At 77.1% G+C, this 16,269-nt stretch carries 16 protein-coding genes and 1 tRNA gene; 11 read left to right on the top strand and 6 right to left on the bottom strand.

Going from position 1 to position 16,269, the window contains the following annotated elements:
- Positions 1-7: 7 nt before the first annotated feature.
- The 5 genes from AB0Q99_RS23300 (at position 8) to AB0Q99_RS23280 (ending at position 6,391) form a co-directional block, all read left to right on the top strand.
- The gene (locus AB0Q99_RS23300; protein WP_363574730.1) at positions 8-1,105 is read left to right on the top strand and encodes a chemotaxis protein; all 1,098 of its coding nucleotides are present in this window, start codon (positions 8-10) and stop codon (positions 1,103-1,105) included.
- Positions 1,106-1,478: 373 nt separating this feature from the next.
- Positions 1,479-2,741 carry an FAD-dependent oxidoreductase gene (locus AB0Q99_RS23295; RefSeq protein ID WP_363574926.1) on the top strand — a complete coding sequence of 421 codons (1,263 nt, stop codon included), beginning with the start codon at positions 1,479-1,481 and terminating at the stop codon, positions 2,739-2,741.
- 286 nt (positions 2,742-3,027) lie between these two features.
- On the top strand, positions 3,028-3,819 hold the full coding sequence (locus AB0Q99_RS23290) for a sigma-70 family RNA polymerase sigma factor (protein WP_363574729.1): 792 nt from the start codon (positions 3,028-3,030) through the stop codon (positions 3,817-3,819).
- On the top strand, positions 3,816-4,790 hold the full coding sequence (locus AB0Q99_RS23285) for a MerR family transcriptional regulator (protein ID WP_363574727.1): 975 nt from the start codon (positions 3,816-3,818) through the stop codon (positions 4,788-4,790). The genes AB0Q99_RS23290 and AB0Q99_RS23285 overlap by 4 nt, the downstream gene beginning before the upstream one ends.
- Positions 4,791-4,897: 107 nt before the next feature.
- Positions 4,898-6,391, top strand: a complete 1,494-nt coding sequence (locus AB0Q99_RS23280; RefSeq protein WP_363574725.1) for an SDR family oxidoreductase — start codon at positions 4,898-4,900, stop codon at positions 6,389-6,391.
- A 30-nt stretch (positions 6,392-6,421) separates the two neighbouring features.
- On the opposite strand, the gene AB0Q99_RS23275 is transcribed toward AB0Q99_RS23280, so the two are convergent.
- The 4 genes from AB0Q99_RS23275 to AB0Q99_RS23260 form a co-directional block, all read right to left on the bottom strand.
- Complete coding sequence (locus AB0Q99_RS23275; protein ID WP_363574724.1) at positions 6,422-6,727, bottom strand: hypothetical protein; 306 nt, start codon at positions 6,725-6,727, stop codon at positions 6,422-6,424.
- 293 nt (positions 6,728-7,020) lie between these two features.
- A complete protein-coding gene (locus AB0Q99_RS23270; RefSeq protein WP_363574722.1) occupies positions 7,021-7,908 on the bottom strand; it encodes a biotin-dependent carboxyltransferase family protein in 888 nt (295 codons plus the stop codon).
- On the bottom strand, positions 7,905-8,582 hold the full coding sequence (locus AB0Q99_RS23265) for an allophanate hydrolase subunit 1 (RefSeq protein ID WP_363574720.1): 678 nt from the start codon (positions 8,580-8,582) through the stop codon (positions 7,905-7,907). Before AB0Q99_RS23265 ends, AB0Q99_RS23270 begins: the two co-directional genes overlap by 4 nt.
- Complete coding sequence (locus tag AB0Q99_RS23260) at positions 8,579-9,154, bottom strand: hypothetical protein (RefSeq protein ID WP_363574718.1); 576 nt, start codon at positions 9,152-9,154, stop codon at positions 8,579-8,581. Before AB0Q99_RS23260 ends, AB0Q99_RS23265 begins: the two co-directional genes overlap by 4 nt.
- A 222-nt stretch (positions 9,155-9,376) precedes the next feature.
- Here AB0Q99_RS23260 and AB0Q99_RS23255 point away from each other — a divergent pair, with 222 nt between their 5' ends.
- The 5 genes from AB0Q99_RS23255 to AB0Q99_RS23235 all read left to right on the top strand — a co-directional run bounded on the left by AB0Q99_RS23255 (position 9,377) and on the right by AB0Q99_RS23235 (position 13,250).
- Positions 9,377-10,075 carry a GntR family transcriptional regulator gene (locus tag AB0Q99_RS23255; protein ID WP_363574717.1) on the top strand — a complete coding sequence of 233 codons (699 nt, stop codon included), beginning with the start codon at positions 9,377-9,379 and terminating at the stop codon, positions 10,073-10,075.
- A gap of 270 nt (positions 10,076-10,345) precedes the next feature.
- Positions 10,346-11,155: a GNAT family N-acetyltransferase gene (locus AB0Q99_RS23250; protein WP_363574716.1), complete on the top strand. Its 810-nt coding sequence runs from the start codon at positions 10,346-10,348 to the stop codon at positions 11,153-11,155.
- Between the two features lie 67 nt (positions 11,156-11,222).
- A complete protein-coding gene (infA, locus tag AB0Q99_RS23245; RefSeq protein WP_363574715.1) occupies positions 11,223-11,447 on the top strand; it encodes a translation initiation factor IF-1 in 225 nt (74 codons plus the stop codon).
- A 136-nt stretch (positions 11,448-11,583) separates the two neighbouring features.
- Entirely contained in the window at positions 11,584-12,585 is a 1,002-nt protein-coding gene (locus AB0Q99_RS23240) for a DUF4232 domain-containing protein (RefSeq protein ID WP_363574713.1), read from the top strand.
- A 329-nt stretch (positions 12,586-12,914) separates the two neighbouring features.
- Positions 12,915-13,250, top strand: a complete 336-nt coding sequence (locus AB0Q99_RS23235; protein WP_363574711.1) for a hypothetical protein — start codon at positions 12,915-12,917, stop codon at positions 13,248-13,250.
- A 211-nt stretch (positions 13,251-13,461) separates the two neighbouring features.
- Here the strand turns inward: AB0Q99_RS23235 and AB0Q99_RS23230 are convergent, their stop codons facing one another.
- Complete coding sequence (locus tag AB0Q99_RS23230) at positions 13,462-14,442, bottom strand: AraC family transcriptional regulator (RefSeq protein WP_363574924.1); 981 nt, start codon at positions 14,440-14,442, stop codon at positions 13,462-13,464.
- A 184-nt stretch (positions 14,443-14,626) separates the two neighbouring features.
- Between AB0Q99_RS23230 and AB0Q99_RS23225 the strand changes: the two genes are divergently transcribed.
- Positions 14,627-14,695, top strand: a tRNA-Glu gene (locus tag AB0Q99_RS23225).
- A gap of 100 nt (positions 14,696-14,795) precedes the next feature.
- On the opposite strand, the gene AB0Q99_RS23220 is transcribed toward AB0Q99_RS23225, so the two are convergent.
- A complete protein-coding gene (locus AB0Q99_RS23220; RefSeq protein ID WP_363574922.1) occupies positions 14,796-15,899 on the bottom strand; it encodes a serine hydrolase domain-containing protein in 1,104 nt (367 codons plus the stop codon).
- Positions 15,900-16,269: the final 370 nt, after the last annotated feature.

The following is a 16,269-nucleotide window of genomic DNA, read 5'->3' as shown; positions in this document are numbered from 1 at the left end:
GGTCTCCATGCACCCCGCCCTCAGCCCCGCCGTCCTCGCCGAGCTGCGCCGGCCCCGGCCCTACCCGGTGGTGTCGATCCTGATGCCCACCCACCGCCGGGAGCCGGACAACGCGCAGGACCCGGTCCGGCTGCGCAACCTGGTGGCCGAGGCGAAGGAGAAGGTCCAGGCCGACCCCGCGGTCTCCCGCGCCGAGCGGATCGACGTGCTGGAGCAGCTCGACCGGGCCCTGGGCGAGGTCGACCTGGTGCACGCGGAGGACGGCCTGGCGATCCTCGCCGCGCCCGGCGAGCACCAGGTCTGGTCACTCGGGCGCACCGCCCCCGCCCGGGTGGTCCTGTCCGACACCTTCCTCACCCGCAACCTGGTCGCCGCGCACGCCGCCGAGCGCCCCCACTGGGTGGTCGCGATCGCCGCCGACCGGGTGGCGCTGTGGGGCGGCACCGGGGAACGGGTCGTCGAGGAGACCGGCGACGGCTTCCCGCTGGTGCGCGTCTTCGACAACCCCGACCCCGAGCGGCAGGAGCAGATCGGCGACACGCCCAGCACCTTCCGCGACGAGGAGACCAAGACCTTCCTGCGGCAGGCCGACGCCGGGATCGCCAAGGTGCTCGCCGCCGACCCGCGCCCGCTCTACGTGGTCGGCGAGGCCGCCGCGCTCGCCCTGCTGGACGCCGTCGGCCCGATCGCCCAGCAGGCCACCGCGCAGATCCCGCACGGCGGCCTCGCCCAGGCCGGCGCCGAGACCGTCCGTCAGGTGGTCGAGCCCGCCGTGCGCGCCCAGGCCGAGCGCGAGGTCGCCGACGCGCTCGCGCTGCTCGACAAGGCCCGCGGCCGGCAGGGGTTCGCCGCCGGCCTGGACGAGGTCTGGCAGGCCGCCGGCGACGGCCGCGTCGACCGGCTGGTGGTCGAGGAGAACTACCGCGCCACCGTCCGCGACGACGGCGAGCACCTCGTCCCCGCCGAGGCCGGCCGGCCCGGCGCCCGCGAGGACATCGTCGACGAGGTCATCGAGCGCGCCCTCGACACCGGCGCCCGGGTCAGCTTCGTCCCGGACGACACCCTCGCCGACAGCGGCCGGATCGCCGCCGTCCTGCGCTACTGACCCGCCGCCCGGCCCCGCCACCGTCCGAACCCGCCCACGGCCGCCCGCCGGAGCCACCCTCCGACCGGGCGGCCGCGGCGTGTCCACCAGGCCAACAGGCCTTCCACCGAACAGAACTGACGCTGTATCAGTCCCTGCCGCCCGGCTCCACGCCCCGGCGCGCGGAACCGGGAAGCGCCCCCAATCCGCCGCCCGGCCCGCTCCGAACACCGGATGCGGCCCCCGCGGGCGCCGCCCAGCCGCACCGCCACCGCACCGAGCGCACCGCACCGGGCCGACCGGGAGGGAACCCCCGTTGACCACACCCAGCACCGCCCCGCCCGCCGCCCCGCCCGCCCCGCGCACCCCGCGCAGGACCCCCGAAGGCCGCCGGATCGCCGTCGTCGGCGCGGGCGTGGCCGGCCTCACCGCGGCCTGGGAACTACGGCGCGCCGGCGCCGAGGTCGAACTCTTCGAAGCCGGCGCACGGCTCGGCGGCCACGCCCACACCCAGCCCGTCCCCACCCCCGACGGCCGCCGACTCGCCCTGGACACCGGCTCCCTGGTCCACGACGAGCGCACCAGCCCGCACCTGGCCCGCCTGCTGCGCGACCTCGGCGTCCACACCCGCGACGCCGACCCCAGCATCTCCGTGCACTGCGACGGCTGCGGCCTCGCCTACGCCGGCACCGACGGCCCCACCGGACTCCTCGCCCGCCCCGCCCCCCACCTGCGCCCGCGCTACCTGCGCCTGCTCGCCGACATCCCGCGCTTCCGGGCCCGCGCCCGCCGCCTGCTCGCCACCCCCGGCGCCGGCGACCCCACCCTGCGCGACTTCCTCCTGGACGAGTGCTTCTCCGGCTACTTCCTCCACCACTACCTGATCCCGCTCGCCGCCGCGGCCCCGCCCCGCGCCCCCGAACCGGCCGGCGACCACCCCGCCCGCCACCTGTTCGCCCTCCTGGACCACCACGGCCTGCTCTCCGACGCCCGCCCGCCGGCCTGGCGCACCGTCACCGGCGGATCCGCCGCGTACGTGCGGCGGATCGCCGACCACCTCACCGCCGTCCACCGCCGCACCCCCGTCCGAGCCGTCCGCCGCCACCTCGACGGCGTCACCCTCACCACCGACGACGGCCGCCGCGCCGAAGCCGACGCCGTCGTCATCGCCACCCACGCCGACCAGGCCCTGCGCCTGCTCGCCGACCCCACCCGCGCCGAACGCGAGGTCCTCGCGGCGTTCCGCCACACCCGCACCCCCACCGTCCTGCACCGCGACCCCTCCGTCCTGCCCCGCGCCCACTGGGCCCGCGGCTCCTGGAACTACCGCATGCCGCACTGCGCCGCCCCGGCCGGCGCCGCCCGGATCAGCCACCACCTCAACCGGCTGCTGCGCCTGGACACCTCCGAGGACTACCTGGTCACCCGCAACGAGTCGCCGCACGACCCCGTCCCCGAGCACCTGGTGATCTCCCGCACCGTCCACGAGCACCCCGTCCACACCGCCGAGACCGTCGCCGCCCAGCGCCTGCTGCCCGGGCTCACCACCGGGCGCACCGCGTTCGCCGGCGCCCACCACGGCTGGGGCTCCCACGAGGACGGCTGCCGCTCCGGCCTGGCCGCCGCCCGCGCCCTGCTCGGGGCGGGCGCGCCGTGACGGCCACCGGGGCACCGCACCGGGGCGCCGCCGGGCGGGCCCGGGTCAGCACGCGTACCTGACCCGCAGCCAGGGCGCGTGCCGGTCGATCAGCGCGCGCAGCTCGGCCGGCGCCGCGGCCTTGCTCCGGGCCCGGTAGCGCATCGAGCAGGGGCACGGGGCGAGCGGCGGGGGACACGGATGACCTCCGGGGCTGCCGATCGCAGGGCGCCGCCGGGCCAGGGCGAAAACGCTGCGCAAGCGCTGCGAATACCGGTGCGGACCGCTGCTGCGCGACGGTCGGAGTGTGCAGGCGACGATCGACCGGCCACCCGGCGGGAGTGCCGCCGCCAAGACCTCCGGCGCTCCCGGGGCACCCGCTGCCTCCGGGGTGCCCGCTGCTCCCGGGGCGTCCGGTGCTGCCCGGACCGGCGGTGCCGCGCGGGCCGGCGGGGCCGAGGACACCGGCGACGGACGGGCCGGACTGCGCGCGCTGACGGCCCGCACCGCCCACGGCGACGAACGGGCCTTCGAGGACCTCTACGGCGCCCCCGCCGCCCCCGTCCTCGCCCTGGTCCTGCGGGTGCTGCGCGACCGCGCCCAGGCCGAGGAGGTGGCCCAGGAGGTGTTCTGGCAGGTCTGGCGGGAGGCACCGCGCTACCGGCCCGAGCGCGGCGAGGTCCTGCCCTGGGTGCTCACCCTGGCCCACCGGCGCGCCGTCGACCGGGTCCGCTCCGCCCGGGCCGCCGCCGACCGCGACCGCGCCGCCGCCCGGCGCGACCACACCCCGGACTTCGACGAGGTCGCCGACCGCGTCGAGGACGCCCTGGAACGCGACCGCGTCCGGCGCGCCCTGGCCGTGCTGAGCGAGGCCCAGCGCGAGTGCCTGCTGCTGGTCTACTTCGGCGGCTGCGCCCAGGCCCAGGCCGCCGCCCGGATCGGCGCTCCCCTGGGCACCGTCAAGACCCGCATCCACGACGCCCTGCGGCACCTGCGCGACCACCTCGGCGACACCCCGCCGCCCCCGCCGACCACGCCCCGCCGGTACGCGCGTCCGCCGGGCGCGCCGCCGCGCCCCGCCGTAGGCTCACGGCCGTGACCGCCCCCGCCCCCGCCGCCGCGGCCGCCGCGCTGACCACCGGAGCCCTCGCCCGCCGGCTCGGCGTGTCGCCCACCACCATCCGCTCCTGGGAGAGCCGCTACGGCATCGGCCCGGCCCACCGCGACCCCGGGCGGCACCGCCGGTGGGAGCCGCACGACGTGGCCGTGCTGGAGGAGATGTGCCGCCTCACCGCCCGCGGCGTCACCCCCGCCGAGGCCGCGCGCGTCGCCCTGGCCGTGGCCGCCCGCCCCGCCGCCCCCGGCACGCCGCCGCTGCCGTCACCGGCCGTGCCCGCCCCCGGCGGCAACATCCTGCCGGTGGGCACCGTGCGCCCCGAGTGCCGGGGGCTGGCCCGCGCCGCCGTACGCCTCGACGCCCCCGAGATGGCCCGCATCCTGCGCCGCAGCATCGACGACCTCGGCGCGGTCACCGCCTGGACCGAGGTCATGACCCCGGCCCTGCGGGCGGCCGGACGCAAGTGGGCCGCCGAGGGCGAACGCTGCGTCGAGGTGGAACACCTGCTGTCCTGGCACGTCGCCGCCGCCCTGCGCCGGGCCGCCGACCGCGCCGACGACCGCGCCGGCCGTCCGCCCGGCCCGGCCGCGCTGCTCGCCGGCACGCCCACCGAACTGCACTCCCTGCCGCTGGAGGCCGTCGCCGCCGGCCTGGCCGAACGCGGCCTGGCCTTCCGCATGTTCGGCCCCGCCCTGCCCCCCGAAGCGCTCCTGGAAGCGGTGCGCCGCACCGGACCGCCCGCCGTCCTGCTCTGGTCCCAGGCCGCCCGCACCGCCGACCGGGCGCTGGCCCACCGCGTCGCCCGGACCACCTGGGGCCCGCACGGCGCGCGCACCGGGCCCGTCGTGCTGACCGCCGGCCCCGGCTGGGCCGGCCCGCGCCGCCCCCCGGGCACCCTGAGACCCCGCGACCTGGCCACCGCCCTCGACCAGCTGGAACGACTGCTGCGCTGACGGTCCACCCCGGGGCGGAGCCCCCGCCCCGGAAGGACGACACCCCGCCCGGAAGGACACCCCGCCCGGAGGGAACCCCCGGCGCAGCCGCAGGAAAGGAACCGACAGTGGACGAGCGAGCCCCGACCGGGCGGCACTGCCTGGTCACCGGAGCCACCGGCTACATCGGCGGCCGACTGGTGCCCGAACTCCTCGCCGCCGGGTACCGGGTGCGCTGCCTGGCCCGCGACCCCGGACGGCTGCGCGACCAGCCGTGGCGCGCCGAGGTCGAGGCCGTCACCGGCGACGTCACCCGGCCCGAGACCCTGGCCGGTGCCTTCGACGGCATCGACGTCGCCTACTACCTGGTCCACTCGCTCGGCACCGGCGCGGACTTCGAGGACACCGACCGGCGCGCCGCCCGCGCCTTCGCCCGCGCCGCCGCCGCGGCCGGGGTCGCCCGGATCGTCTACCTCAGCGGACTGCTGCCCGCCGGCGTCCCCGAGGCCGAACTCTCCCCGCACCTGCGCTCGCGCGCCGAGGTCGGCCGGGTCCTGCGCTCCGCCGGCGTGCCCACCGTCGAACTGCGGGCCGCCGTCATCATCGGCTCCGGCTCCGCCTCCTTCGAGATGCTCCGCTACCTCACCGAACGCCTGCCCGTCATGGTCACCCCCCGCTGGGTCAACACCCGCATCCAGCCCATCGCCGTCCGCGACGTGCTGTCCTACCTGGTCGGCGCCGCGGCCCTGCCGCCCGAGGTCGACCGCCCCTTCGACATCGGCGGACCGGACGTCCTGACCTACCGCACGATGATGCGCCGCTACGCCCGCACGGCCGGCCTGCCCCGGCGGGTGATCGTGCCCGTACCCGTCCTCTCCCCGGCCCTGTCCAGCCTCTGGGTCGGCCTGGTCACCCCCGTCCCCGGCCCGCTCGCCCGCCCGCTGGTGGAGTCCCTGCGCCACGAGGTGGTCTGCCACGAGCACGACATCGCCCGCTGGATCCCCGACCCGCCCGGCGGCCTCACCGGCTTCGACCGCGCCGTCGAACTCGCCCTGCGCCGCATCCGCGACGCCCGGGTCACCACCCGCTGGTCCTCCGCCTCCCTGCCCGGCGCCCCCAGCGACCCGCTGCCCACCGACCCCGACTGGGCCGGCGGCAGCCTCTACCAGGACCTGCGCGAACGACACGTCGCCACCGACCCCGCAGCCGTGTGGCGGGTCGTCGAGGGCATCGGCGGCGACAACGGCTGGTACTCCCTGCCCTACGCCTGGGCCCTGCGCGGCACCCTCGACCGCCTCGCCGGCGGCGTCGGCCTGCGCCGCGGCCGCCGCGACCGCCAGCACCTGCGGGTCGGCGACGCCCTCGACTTCTGGCGGGTCGAGGAGATCGAACCCGGCCGCCTGCTGCGCCTGCGGGCCGAGATGCGTCTGCCCGGTCTGGCCTGGCTCGAACTGCGGGTCACCCCGGACGGGAGCGGCGGTACGCGGTACCGCCAGCGTGCCCTGTTCCACCCGCACGGCCTGGCGGGTCACGCCTACTGGTGGTCGATGGCGCCTTTCCACGGCCTGGTCTTCGACGCCATGGCCCGCAACATCACCGACCACGCCCGCAGCGCCGCGTGACCGCCGCGCGGCGCGGGTCGACGCCGTTGTTCACACGGCGGCCGGCTCGACGGGCCGGGGGGTGGGGGCGGGGGTGGGGACGGGGTGCTGCGGGCCGGCGACTGCGTCGGGGGCGGCCGGGTCCACGGCCACGTCGAGCACGTCCACCATCCGGCGCAGCTTCTGCTGGACGCGTACGGCCTCGGGGCGCGGGACGCGGACGACGGCCCGGGCCGAGGCCGGCGCCGCGGCGCTGAAGGCGAGGTCCAGGACCCGGTGGTTGTTGAGGACGGAGGCGAGCCGGGCCAGCGTCCCGGTGGTGGGGCGCAGGGTGACGGTGAGCCGGGCGAGTTCCATGGCGGCGGTCCTGTCTGAGGGTGGGACTGGCGGGGCCGGGAAAGCAGAAAGACCCCTCGCGGAGTGCGAGAGGTCTGCGTGCGGGCGGAGGGCCGGGGATGGTCACTCCTCCCGGCGTGGTGCCGGCACGCTGCCGCTGGTAATCAGCTGCTGCTGCATGCCCCGCATGCTGGCAGAAACCCGCCGGGGTGGGACGTGGCGTCTCACACTGCGGGACATCGGCGGTGCCCGGCGGCCTGCCCCGCCCGGCCCGTACCCGCGTCCGGCCCCGGGCCGGCCCGAGTCGCGGGCGTTCACGCCGGGCGGAAGCGCAGCCGACGGCCCGGGCCGGCCTGGGCCGCGTGGCAGAGGTCGTCCTCGTGGACGGTGGCGATGACGGGGTACCCGCCGGTGACCGGGTGGTCGGTGAGGAAGAGGATCGGCTGCCCGTTGGGCGGCACCTGCAGGGCGCCGGGCACCGCGGCCTCGGAGGGCAGCTCGCCGGTGCGGGCGCGTTCCAGCGCGGGGCCGGACAGCCGCATCCCCACCCGGTCGCTGTGGTCGGTGACGGTGTAGGGCCGCCCGCACAGGAGGGCGAGGGCCTCGGGGGTGAACCAGTCGTCCCGGGGGCCGGGCAGGATGCGCAGGACCGGTTCGGCGGGCAGCGCGCGCTGCGGGGCGAAGTCGGCGGCCGGCCAGCCGTCGGTGAGGTCGCCGACGGGCAGGAGGTCACCGGCGGCGAGCCGCGCGGGTCCGAGCCCGGCGAGCGTGTCGGTGGAGCGGGAGCCGAGGACGGGCGGCAGATCGATGCCGCCGCGGACGGCGAGGTAGACGCGCAGCCCTTCGCGAGGGGTGCCGACGGTCAGGCGCCGGCCGGGTTCCAGCCGGACGGGGGCGTTCAGGTCCACCGCGCGGCCGTCGACGTGCGCGGGGCAGGGCGCGCCGGTGAGGGCGACGGTGGCGTGGTGGTCGACCTCCAGGACCAGGCCGCCCAGCGGGGCCTCGACGCCGGCGGCCCCCTCCTGGTTGCCGACCAGGCGGTTGGCCAGGCGCAGGCTGCGGCGGTCCGCGGCGCCGGACGGGCTGACCCCGAGCGCGGCGTGGCCGGGGCGGCCCAGGTCCTGGACGGTGGCGCCGAAGCCCGGACGGACCACCCGCAGCGAGCGGGCGGGGGCGCTGCGGCGGGTGCGGTGGGCGGTCACAGTTCGTCCTCCTGGGTGGTGACGGTGGTGGCGGTGGTGACAGCGGCGACGGGCCGGAACCGGACGACGGTGCCGGGGGCGAGCAGGGCGGGCGGGTCGGCGTCCGGGGCCCACAGGGTCAGGCCGGTGGTGCCGAGCAGGTGCCAGCCGCCGGGGGAGGGGCGCGGGTAGACGCCGGTGAACTCGTCGGCGACGGCGACGGCGCCGGCCGGGACCCGGGTGCGGGGAACGGCGCGCCGCGGCAGCCGCAGCACGGGGTCGATCCCGGTGAGGTAGGCGAAGCCGGGCGCGAAGCCGCAGAAGGCCACCCGGTAGGTGGCGGCGCTGTGCCGCGCGACGACCTGCGGGACCGTCAGGCCGCACAGCCGGGCGACCTCCGGCAGGTCCTCGCCGTCGTAGCGGACCGGGATCTCCACCGCCTCGGCCCCGGCCGTCGGGGCGGCGCGCAGGTCGAGGGCGCGCAGGGCCTCGGTGAGGCGGCGGTGGTCGGTGACGCCGGGGTCGTAGCGCAGCAGCACGGTGCGGGCGGCGGGAACGAGCTCGTGGACGCCGGCCGGCGGCCGGTGGCGCAGGGCGGTGTGCAGCCGGGCGACCTGGTCGAGGTCGGCGACCTCGACCAGGAGGGCGCGGCTGCCGTAGCGCAGGACGCGCAGGGCGGGGGTGTCGGTGGTCATCGGTCGGACTCTCCTTCGTCGGATGGTGCGGCCGGGCGGCGGGCTCCGGCCGGGCGTTCCGGCCGTGGACCGGGGGTGTCGGGTACGTCGGGCGTGGCGGGCGTGGCGGGTGCGTCGGTGCGCGAGGGGCGCCGGCCGGAGGGCGGGCGGCGGCGGACGGAACCGAGCAGCACGGGCAGGTCCGTCCCGGGCGGGAGGGGGCCGAGCGCGGCGGCCACGCCGAAGCCGCGCCCGCCCAGCTGCACGCCCACCCCCAGGTGACGGACCGGCCGCCGGTGCCGGACCACCGACACGCTCACCCCGCGGCCACCGGCGCAGCGGTAGCGCCCGGCGTGCAGGGACAGCGGACCGGCCTCGATCAGCCGGCCGCCCAGCGTCAGCACCATGGCGCCGATCGCCGCCGCGAGCCGCAGGAGCGGCGGCAGGTCCAGGCCCGCGTCCACCAGCACCGCGGACAGCGCCGCCGTGATCGATACGCGGTCGGGGCCGCCGCGCGGAGGCCGGCGGTGGTCGTGGTTGCGGCCCGAACGGGTCCGCGCCGTACGGGTCCGGTTCGAACGTGAATGCGCCATAGTCCTGCCAACCCCCTTCTGAGGTAAGACCGTTGACTCGACAGTGGCAGGGGGAGCGGTGCTCCACAAGGAATCGGGACGCCGGATCTGCTCTCTCGGTAAGAGGGGCGGTCAACGCGTGACTCGTTGAACAAATGAATTTCTCGCCGAACCCCCTGACCGGGCGTCAGCCCGCGTGGTACGAAAAAGCGACACGAACGGACGGGCGGGAAGGGGAGGGCCATGGACGGCGACATCGAGGACTGGGCCGAGGAACTCGCGGTGCTGGGCTGGAGCAGCAAGGCCGAGCACGTCGCGGGGATCCTCCGCAAGCGGATCGCCGAGGGCAAGCACCTGCCCGACGTCCGGCTGCCGGAGGACCGGATCAGCGCGGGCCTGAAGGTCTCCCGCAACACCCTGCGCGAGGCGTTCCGCCTGCTGACCCACGAAGGACTCGTCGAACACCGGCTCAACCAGGGCGTGTTCGTCCGCCGGCTGACCGTGGCCGACGTGGTCGACCTGTACCGGCTGCGCCGCGTCGTCCAGCCGGCCGTGATCAGGGACCTCAAGGGCCGCACGGTCGACCTCGGTCAGGTCCGCGCCGCCGTCGAGGCCACCGAGGCGGCCGGGGAAGGCGCCGACTGGCGGGTGCTGGGCACCGCCAACCTCCGCTTCCACCAGGAGCTCACGGCCCTGGCCGGCAGCCGCCGCCTGAACGCGCTGATGGACCGGGTGCTCGCCGAACTGCGCCTCGTCTTCTACGCGATGCCCGACCTGCGCGAGTTCCACGTCGTCTACGGGGCCCGCAACAAGAGGATCCTCGAACTCCTGGACGCGGGCGCTCACGTGAAGGCGGCCAACGCGATGTCCGCCTACCTGCGGGACGCGGAACAGGACCTGGTCGGCCGGTACCGCGAAGGCGGTCGCCCGCCCCAGGCCTGAACCGCCCCAGGCCTGAACCGTCCCCGGGCCCGATCCGTCCCGGGCCCGATCCGTCCCGGGTGTGGGACGGATCGGGGTGCCGGCCGTAAATCGGTTGGGCCCGCGCGCCCGCAGCTGCTACGGTCTGCGCAGCCGTGAGAGAACGCGAGGAGGTGAGACCCATGAAGGCGGTATCCGTGTGGGTGCTCCCCCTTTCCGTCACGGTGGGCGGTTGATACAGGTGTCGCCCCGGGAGCGCCGCAGACCAGGCACTCCCGAAAGGCAACACCCATGAACCCCGCCCATCCGAACTCCGAGCACCCCGCCCCGGGCGCCGACGACCCCGCGGTCGTGGTCACCCGGATCTCGGACACCCAGTGGCACGCCGTGGACGACGACCGCGTGGTCGGCTCCGGCGACGCCTCGCGCCGGCCCGACGGCCGGCTCTTCGTCAGCGTCGACGCGTGGCACGACGCGGTCTTCGACCGCCTCGCCGCGGCGCTCTCGGCCGACCTGCCCGAACCACTGCACACCGTCACCGACGAGGCCGACCAGGACACCACGGCCGCCTGGCAGCGGGCCGGTTTCACGACCGTCCGCCGCGAGCGGGGCTACCGGATCCCCACCGACCCGCGGGCCACCGGCCTCGGGCCGGTGCGGCCCCCGGCGGGCGTGACCATCGTGCCCGCCGGCCGGGCGGAGGAGGGACCGCTGCGCGCCCTGGACCGGATCATCCACGCGGAGGTCGAGGCCGGCATCGGCTGGCCGGCGATGCCGGCCCAGGTGCTGCCCCGCCCGGCCCGCACCACGGTGGTCGACCCGGCCCGGTACGCGGTGGCGCGGCAGGACGGCGACTACGTCGGGCTGCTGCGGGTCGCCCCGGCCGGCCGGCCGCGGATCGGGCTGCTCGCCGTCCGCGCCGACCACCAGCGCCGCGGCATCGCCCGCGCCCTGCTGGCCCACGCGCTGGAATCGATGCACCGCGACGGCACCGCCTGGGCCTGGGCCGACGTGGCGGAGTCCAACCCGGCCGCCACCGCGCTCCTCGAGGGGATCGGAGCCCGCTGCGCGGGCGCCACCCTCGAACTCGTCCGACACTGACGCCACCGACACCACTCACGACACCGACGCCACCGACGACCCACCACCGAACGGAGAGGTGAGGGACATGACCAAGACAGCAGACGGAATCGAAGTCGAAGGCACCGTCACCGAGTGCCTGCGCAACGCCACCTTCAGGGTGGAGCTGCCCAACGGGCACATCGTGCTCGCCCACATCAGCGGCAAGGTCCGCAAGAACCACATCAAGATCCTCCCGCATGACCGGGTGCTCGTGGAGCTCAGCCCCTACGACCTCACCCGCGGCCGGATCCGCTACCGCTACCGGTCCTAGCGCGCCGCGCCGGGGGAAACCCGGCGACGTCGGCCGGGCGGCGCCCTCGCGCGCCGCCCGGATCACAGCCGACCTGTTGCACGGGGAGTGGCCCGGCTCACAGCCGTTCGGGTGCGCAGCGTGATCGACTCGGCCGATGCGTCAGTTCGACAACCACCCGGCCCTCCTGACGGCCCGCCGGCCGACCGCCCTCGTCGCCGCCGCGGCCGTCACGGCCGCCGTCACGCTGCTCACCGGCTGCGGCTCCCCAACGACCGGCACGACCGCCCCGGCCGGAGCCGCCGGAGCGGACGGCACCCCGACGGCATCCGGCACCGCCGGCCCGTGCGGGGCGTCGCTGCCCTCGCCCACCGGCGCCCGGGCCCCGTCCGGACTCGCCCAGCGCGGGGTGCGGATCACCGCCGTCGGCCCGGCCTGCGCGGAGTACGAGGTGACCAACCCGGACCCCGAACCCTCCGACGTCACGGTGGTGTTCGGCCTCCTCGCGGCGGCCGGGGCCGCGCTGGACGACGTGACGCACACCGTCACCGCGCTCGCCCCGGGCGCCACCGAGAAACGGCGGATCGACCTGCCCCCGGCCGGCCCGGCCCGGCCGCCCGCCCGGCCCCAGGTGAAGATCGCCCAGGTCCGCAGCGTGCCCACCGCCGAGGCCCCGCGGCCCGCCGGCCCCTGCCCGGCGTCCGGCCTGCGGCTGTACGCGGACCAGGGCGACGCCGCGATGGGCCTGCGCGTGGTCGGCCTGCACCTGCGCAACTGCGGCACGGCCACGGTGACCCTCGACGGCTACCCGGTCCTGCAGCCGCTCGACCAGGACCACCGGCCCGTCGACGGCGTACGGCTGCTCTCCGGCGGCGCCGAGATCGCCACCGGCACCGGCGCGGACAACCCGCCGCAGCGGATCGCGCTGCGCCCGGGCGAGGGCGCCCGCGCCACCCTGGTGTGGCGCAACACCACCGGGGACGGCGCCCCGGTGAACGCCCCCTACCTCCGGGTCCGCGCCACCCCGGACGCGGCCCCCGTGACGGTCACCCCGGAACTCGACCTGGGCACCACCGGCCGCCTCGGCATCGGCGCCTGGGCCAGGGAGGACGGCGACGCCCGCCCGCCCGCGACCAGGCCGCCGGCCCCGGCCGGCTGACCCCGGGCGGCTGACCCCGGAACACCCGGGCGAGGCGTCCGGAGGGCCCCCACCTCGGCAGCGGTCGTTTCCGGCCGTTCCGGGGCCCGGCGCGGCGCCCCGCCCGTCCCGAGGCCACCGCGCGCCCCGGGAGTCCGGGCGGCCGGGGGAGAACGCGCTGCCCCGGGCCGGTGCGGTGCATTTCCCGCCGCCGTACGCGGCCGGAGCGGGCGGATCCCTAGAGTCACCGCAGCGCCGACGGACCGGGTCGGCGACCCGGCACGACGGCCCGGCACCAGGGCGCGACGGCACCCCACCCCACCCACTCCGACACCGAGGGCGGATTCACTGTGAGCACCCGGACCAGGAACAGGATCGCCGGCTTCCTCGTGACGGCGGCCGCCGCCGCGACCCTGGGGATCGCGGCCCCGGCCGCCCAGGCGCAGACCGCCTCGCCCGCCGCCGTGCTGAGCGTCAACTGCAGCACCGGCAGCTTCGGCAGCGACGGTACCCAGCAGTACTTCACCATCTCCTGTTCGGCCACCGGCACCACCAAGTGGTGGGTGAACGTGAGCTGTTCGAACGGCACCACGCGGACGGCCGGCCCGTACACCACCTTCCAGAACGTGCGGGTGTACTGCCCGCCGAACACCACCGCCCTGCGCGGCTGGGTCAGTTACGTCTGACCCCGCACGGACCGCCGTGTGACCGACGGCCCGGCACGCTCCCCCGTGGCGTGCCGGGCCGTCGGTGTCCACCGTGGAGGATGCCAGGGCGCGCTCCGGCGGTGTTGGCACTGCGTGGACAGTTCCTTGGCACCGCGTCGACCCGCCGCCGCGCGGCCACCCCGCCGGCCCGCGCCCCCGTCGGGCCCACGCCCGCCGGCCCGCGCCGCGGCTACCCGTCCGCCGGCCCGGACAGCGCCCGGCGGCGGTGCTCGCTGGGCGAGAGCCCGTACGCGGCCCGGAAGGCGCGGCTGAAGTCGGAGGGGCGGGGGATGCCGCAGCGGGTGGCGAGGGCGTGGACCGGCACGGTGCGCAGCGCCGGGTCCGCCAGGTCGCGGTGGGCCTTCTCCAGCCGCTGGCGGCGGATCCAGGCGGCGACCGTCTCGCCCTGGGCGTCCTGGGTGAAGAGGCGGTGCAGGTAGCTGACGGAGATGTGGTGGGCGTGGGCGACGGCGGGCGGCGTCAGTTCGGGGTCGTGGAGGTTGCGCCGGATGAAGCCGCGGACGTTCTCCACGATGGCGCGCCGGCGGCCGTCGTCCGGCAGCGCGCCCTCGGCGTCGAGTTCCCGGGCCAGCCAGGCGGCCACCAGGTCGACCACGACCGTTCCCAGCCGGGGGGTCTCGGCCGGTCCGAGGAGGGCGGCCTGCCGGTCGAGGCCGACCACGAAGTCCGTGAGCAGCGCGCTGGTGCCCTCGCGCCCGGAGAACGCCCGGCCCATCACGGTGCGCAGGCGGTGCGGCGGCAGCGGCAGCGCGGACACCGGGAAGTCGACGCCCACCGCTTCGACCCGGCGGGGGCCCCGGGCGGTCGCGCGTGCGCCCAGGCCCCGTACGTCGTACGGCTGCGAGCTGTCGAGGACGTACAGCTCGCCCGGGCCGAACACGGCCGTCGGATCGCGCTCGTCGCGGGTCAGCGACAGGCCCCCGTCGAGCACCAGGGTCAGGTGGTAGACCCCGGGGTCGGAGCGCCGCACCCGGTCGGCGGTGCGCCGGAACCGCGCGGGCGGGAACGACGACCGCAGGAGCGTCACCGGTCCGAGCTCCAGGCGTCGCATCTCCGCCTGGAAGTCGTCGGCGTGAACGCTGGTCATCTCGCTGTCCCGGGTCCTTCCGACCAGCTCCCGCCAGCAGTCGAACCGTTCCTTCGCGGGCACCCCCTCGCCCCGGAACACACTCGCCGTCCCCGCCCCACTCACGTTCCCCGCTCCCTCCGCCCGCGGACGTCCCCGCCGGCCGACGGGGGCGGTCCGCCCGATTTTCCTCATCCGATCATGAGCTGGTAACTTATTCCCCGTCGGCAGGACACGATCGCGAAAGTGGTCGGGGAACGCCGGACAGGCGTCGGTGGTGCAGTGGTAGCACGCCCACTTTCAGTGGGAGGGGTTCGTTCGATCCGAGCCCGGCGCTCCGAGAGACAGGGGCGGAAGTCGATTGCGACTTCCGCCCCTGTCGGCTTTCCGGCGCAGGCCGGCCCCCGGCCCCCGGCCCCAGGGCCTCCGCAGGAGCCTCAGTCGGCCGACAGCGCGCAGACGAAGTCCTCCTCGACCGCGCGCAGGTGCGCCAGCAGGTCCGGGGCGACCCTCTCGTTGACCTGCGTGGTGACGGAGACCGTGACGCCGCGCCGCCCGTCCGGGGTGCCCGCGCCGAACTGGGTGTACCCCGCGGTGTTGCCCGTGTGCCCGTACACCACGCCGCAGCGGGTGGCGTACTCGAAGATCGCCAGCCCGGCGCGGTTGGCCCCCGGGCCGGCCGGCTCGGAGGCGCCCGCGACGAAGGACCGCTGCTGACGGCGGGTCGCGTCGCTGATCAGCGGGCCGCCCGCGTACCCGGCCGCGAACGCGCCGAAGTCCCTCGGGGTGGACACCACACCGCCCGACGCCCAGGCGCCCGAGGCACCGAACAGGGTGCTGACGTCCTGCGGCGGCCCGGGCGGCTGGACGGCGTAGCCGTGCAGGTACGGCGCGGGCAGCTCGTAGCCGGAGGGCAGGCTGGTCCGCGTCAGCCCCAGCGGCCGGTAGACCTCGGAGGCCAGCAGGTCCTCGTAGCGCTGCCCGGTGGCGGCCTCCGCCATCAGGGCGACGGCGATGTTGTCGGAGTTGGAGTAGTGGTACCGGGAGCCGGGGGCGAACTCCAGGTCCCGGTCGGCGACGAAGTCCAGCAGGTGCCGGGAGTCGAACACGTGGTGCGGGTCGGCGCGGATCAGGTCGACGAACCCCGGCGCCGCGCTGTAGTCCGGCAGCCCGCTGGTGTGGTGGAGCAACTGGCGCAGGGTCACCGCGCCCCAGGCGGCGGGCAGCGTGGGCAGCCGCCCGGCGATCGTGTCGTCCAGCCCGAGCAGCCCGCAGTCGACCAGGCGCAGCGCGACCGCGCCGCTGAACGCCTTCGCGGCGCTGGCCAGGCGCATGTGGTCGTCGATCCGGGCCGGGCGCCGGGTGCCGACCTCGGCCGTCCCGGCCCGGAACACCCGCACCCGGTCACCGTCGCGCAGCACCGCGATCGCCCCCGGCGGGCCGTCCGGACGGTCGACCAGCTCCTGCAGCCGGGCCCGCAGCGCGAGGTCGTCGTCGTCCCGGGGCGCGGCCGCGGCGGGCCCGGCGGGTGCCAGCGCCAGCACGGCGGTGAGCAGGGCGGCGCCCGTACGCCCGGGACGGCGGGACTGCGGCGAGCGGCGGGAAGGGAGAGCGGGGAGAGAGGGGCGGGAGCGCAGGGACACGACGGGGCCTCCGGACAACGACGCGGGTGGCTGGGGCGGTTCAGGCGGAGAGGGGCACGCGGCGACGGGGATGCACCGCCGCCCTGGCCGCAAGGGATCACCCGCCACCGCCCGGCGGAAACGGCCCCGGGCCCGCCGTGACCCGCCCAGCCGAGCCCACCGGCTCCGCCGGCTCCGCCCGCCCGGACGGCCCCGCCGCCCGTTCACCCACCGCCGCCCTGCTGCGCCCGACCGCACCCCGGCGCACCCGGGCGCCGCCCGGTGGAGC

It is taken from the genome of Kitasatospora sp. NPDC086791 (genome assembly GCF_040685975.1).
Taxonomy (GTDB): Bacteria; Actinomycetota; Actinomycetes; order Streptomycetales; family Streptomycetaceae; genus Kitasatospora.
The sequence above is the reverse complement of the archived record's forward strand: the minus strand, read 5'-3'. Positions and strand labels throughout refer to the sequence as shown.

What these genes read in the sequence shown, in the direction of transcription:
- AB0Q99_RS23300 (WP_363574730.1), top strand. Translation starts at nt 8, where the DNA reads ATGCACCCCGCCCTCAGCCCCGCCGTCCTCGCCGAGCTGCGCCGGCCC.
- AB0Q99_RS23275 (WP_363574724.1), bottom strand. Translation starts at nt 6,727, where the DNA reads ATGGAACTCGCCCGGCTCACCGTCACCCTGCGCCCCACCACCGGGACG.
- AB0Q99_RS23265 (WP_363574720.1), bottom strand. Translation starts at nt 8,582, where the DNA reads ATGACCACCGACACCCCCGCCCTGCGCGTCCTGCGCTACGGCAGCCGC.
- AB0Q99_RS23260 (WP_363574718.1), bottom strand. Translation starts at nt 9,154, where the DNA reads ATGGCGCATTCACGTTCGAACCGGACCCGTACGGCGCGGACCCGTTCG.
- AB0Q99_RS23255 (WP_363574717.1), top strand. Translation starts at nt 9,377, where the DNA reads ATGGACGGCGACATCGAGGACTGGGCCGAGGAACTCGCGGTGCTGGGC.
- AB0Q99_RS23250 (WP_363574716.1), top strand. Translation starts at nt 10,346, where the DNA reads ATGAACCCCGCCCATCCGAACTCCGAGCACCCCGCCCCGGGCGCCGAC.
- infA (WP_363574715.1), top strand. Translation starts at nt 11,223, where the DNA reads ATGACCAAGACAGCAGACGGAATCGAAGTCGAAGGCACCGTCACCGAG.
- AB0Q99_RS23240 (WP_363574713.1), top strand. Translation starts at nt 11,584, where the DNA reads ATGCGTCAGTTCGACAACCACCCGGCCCTCCTGACGGCCCGCCGGCCG.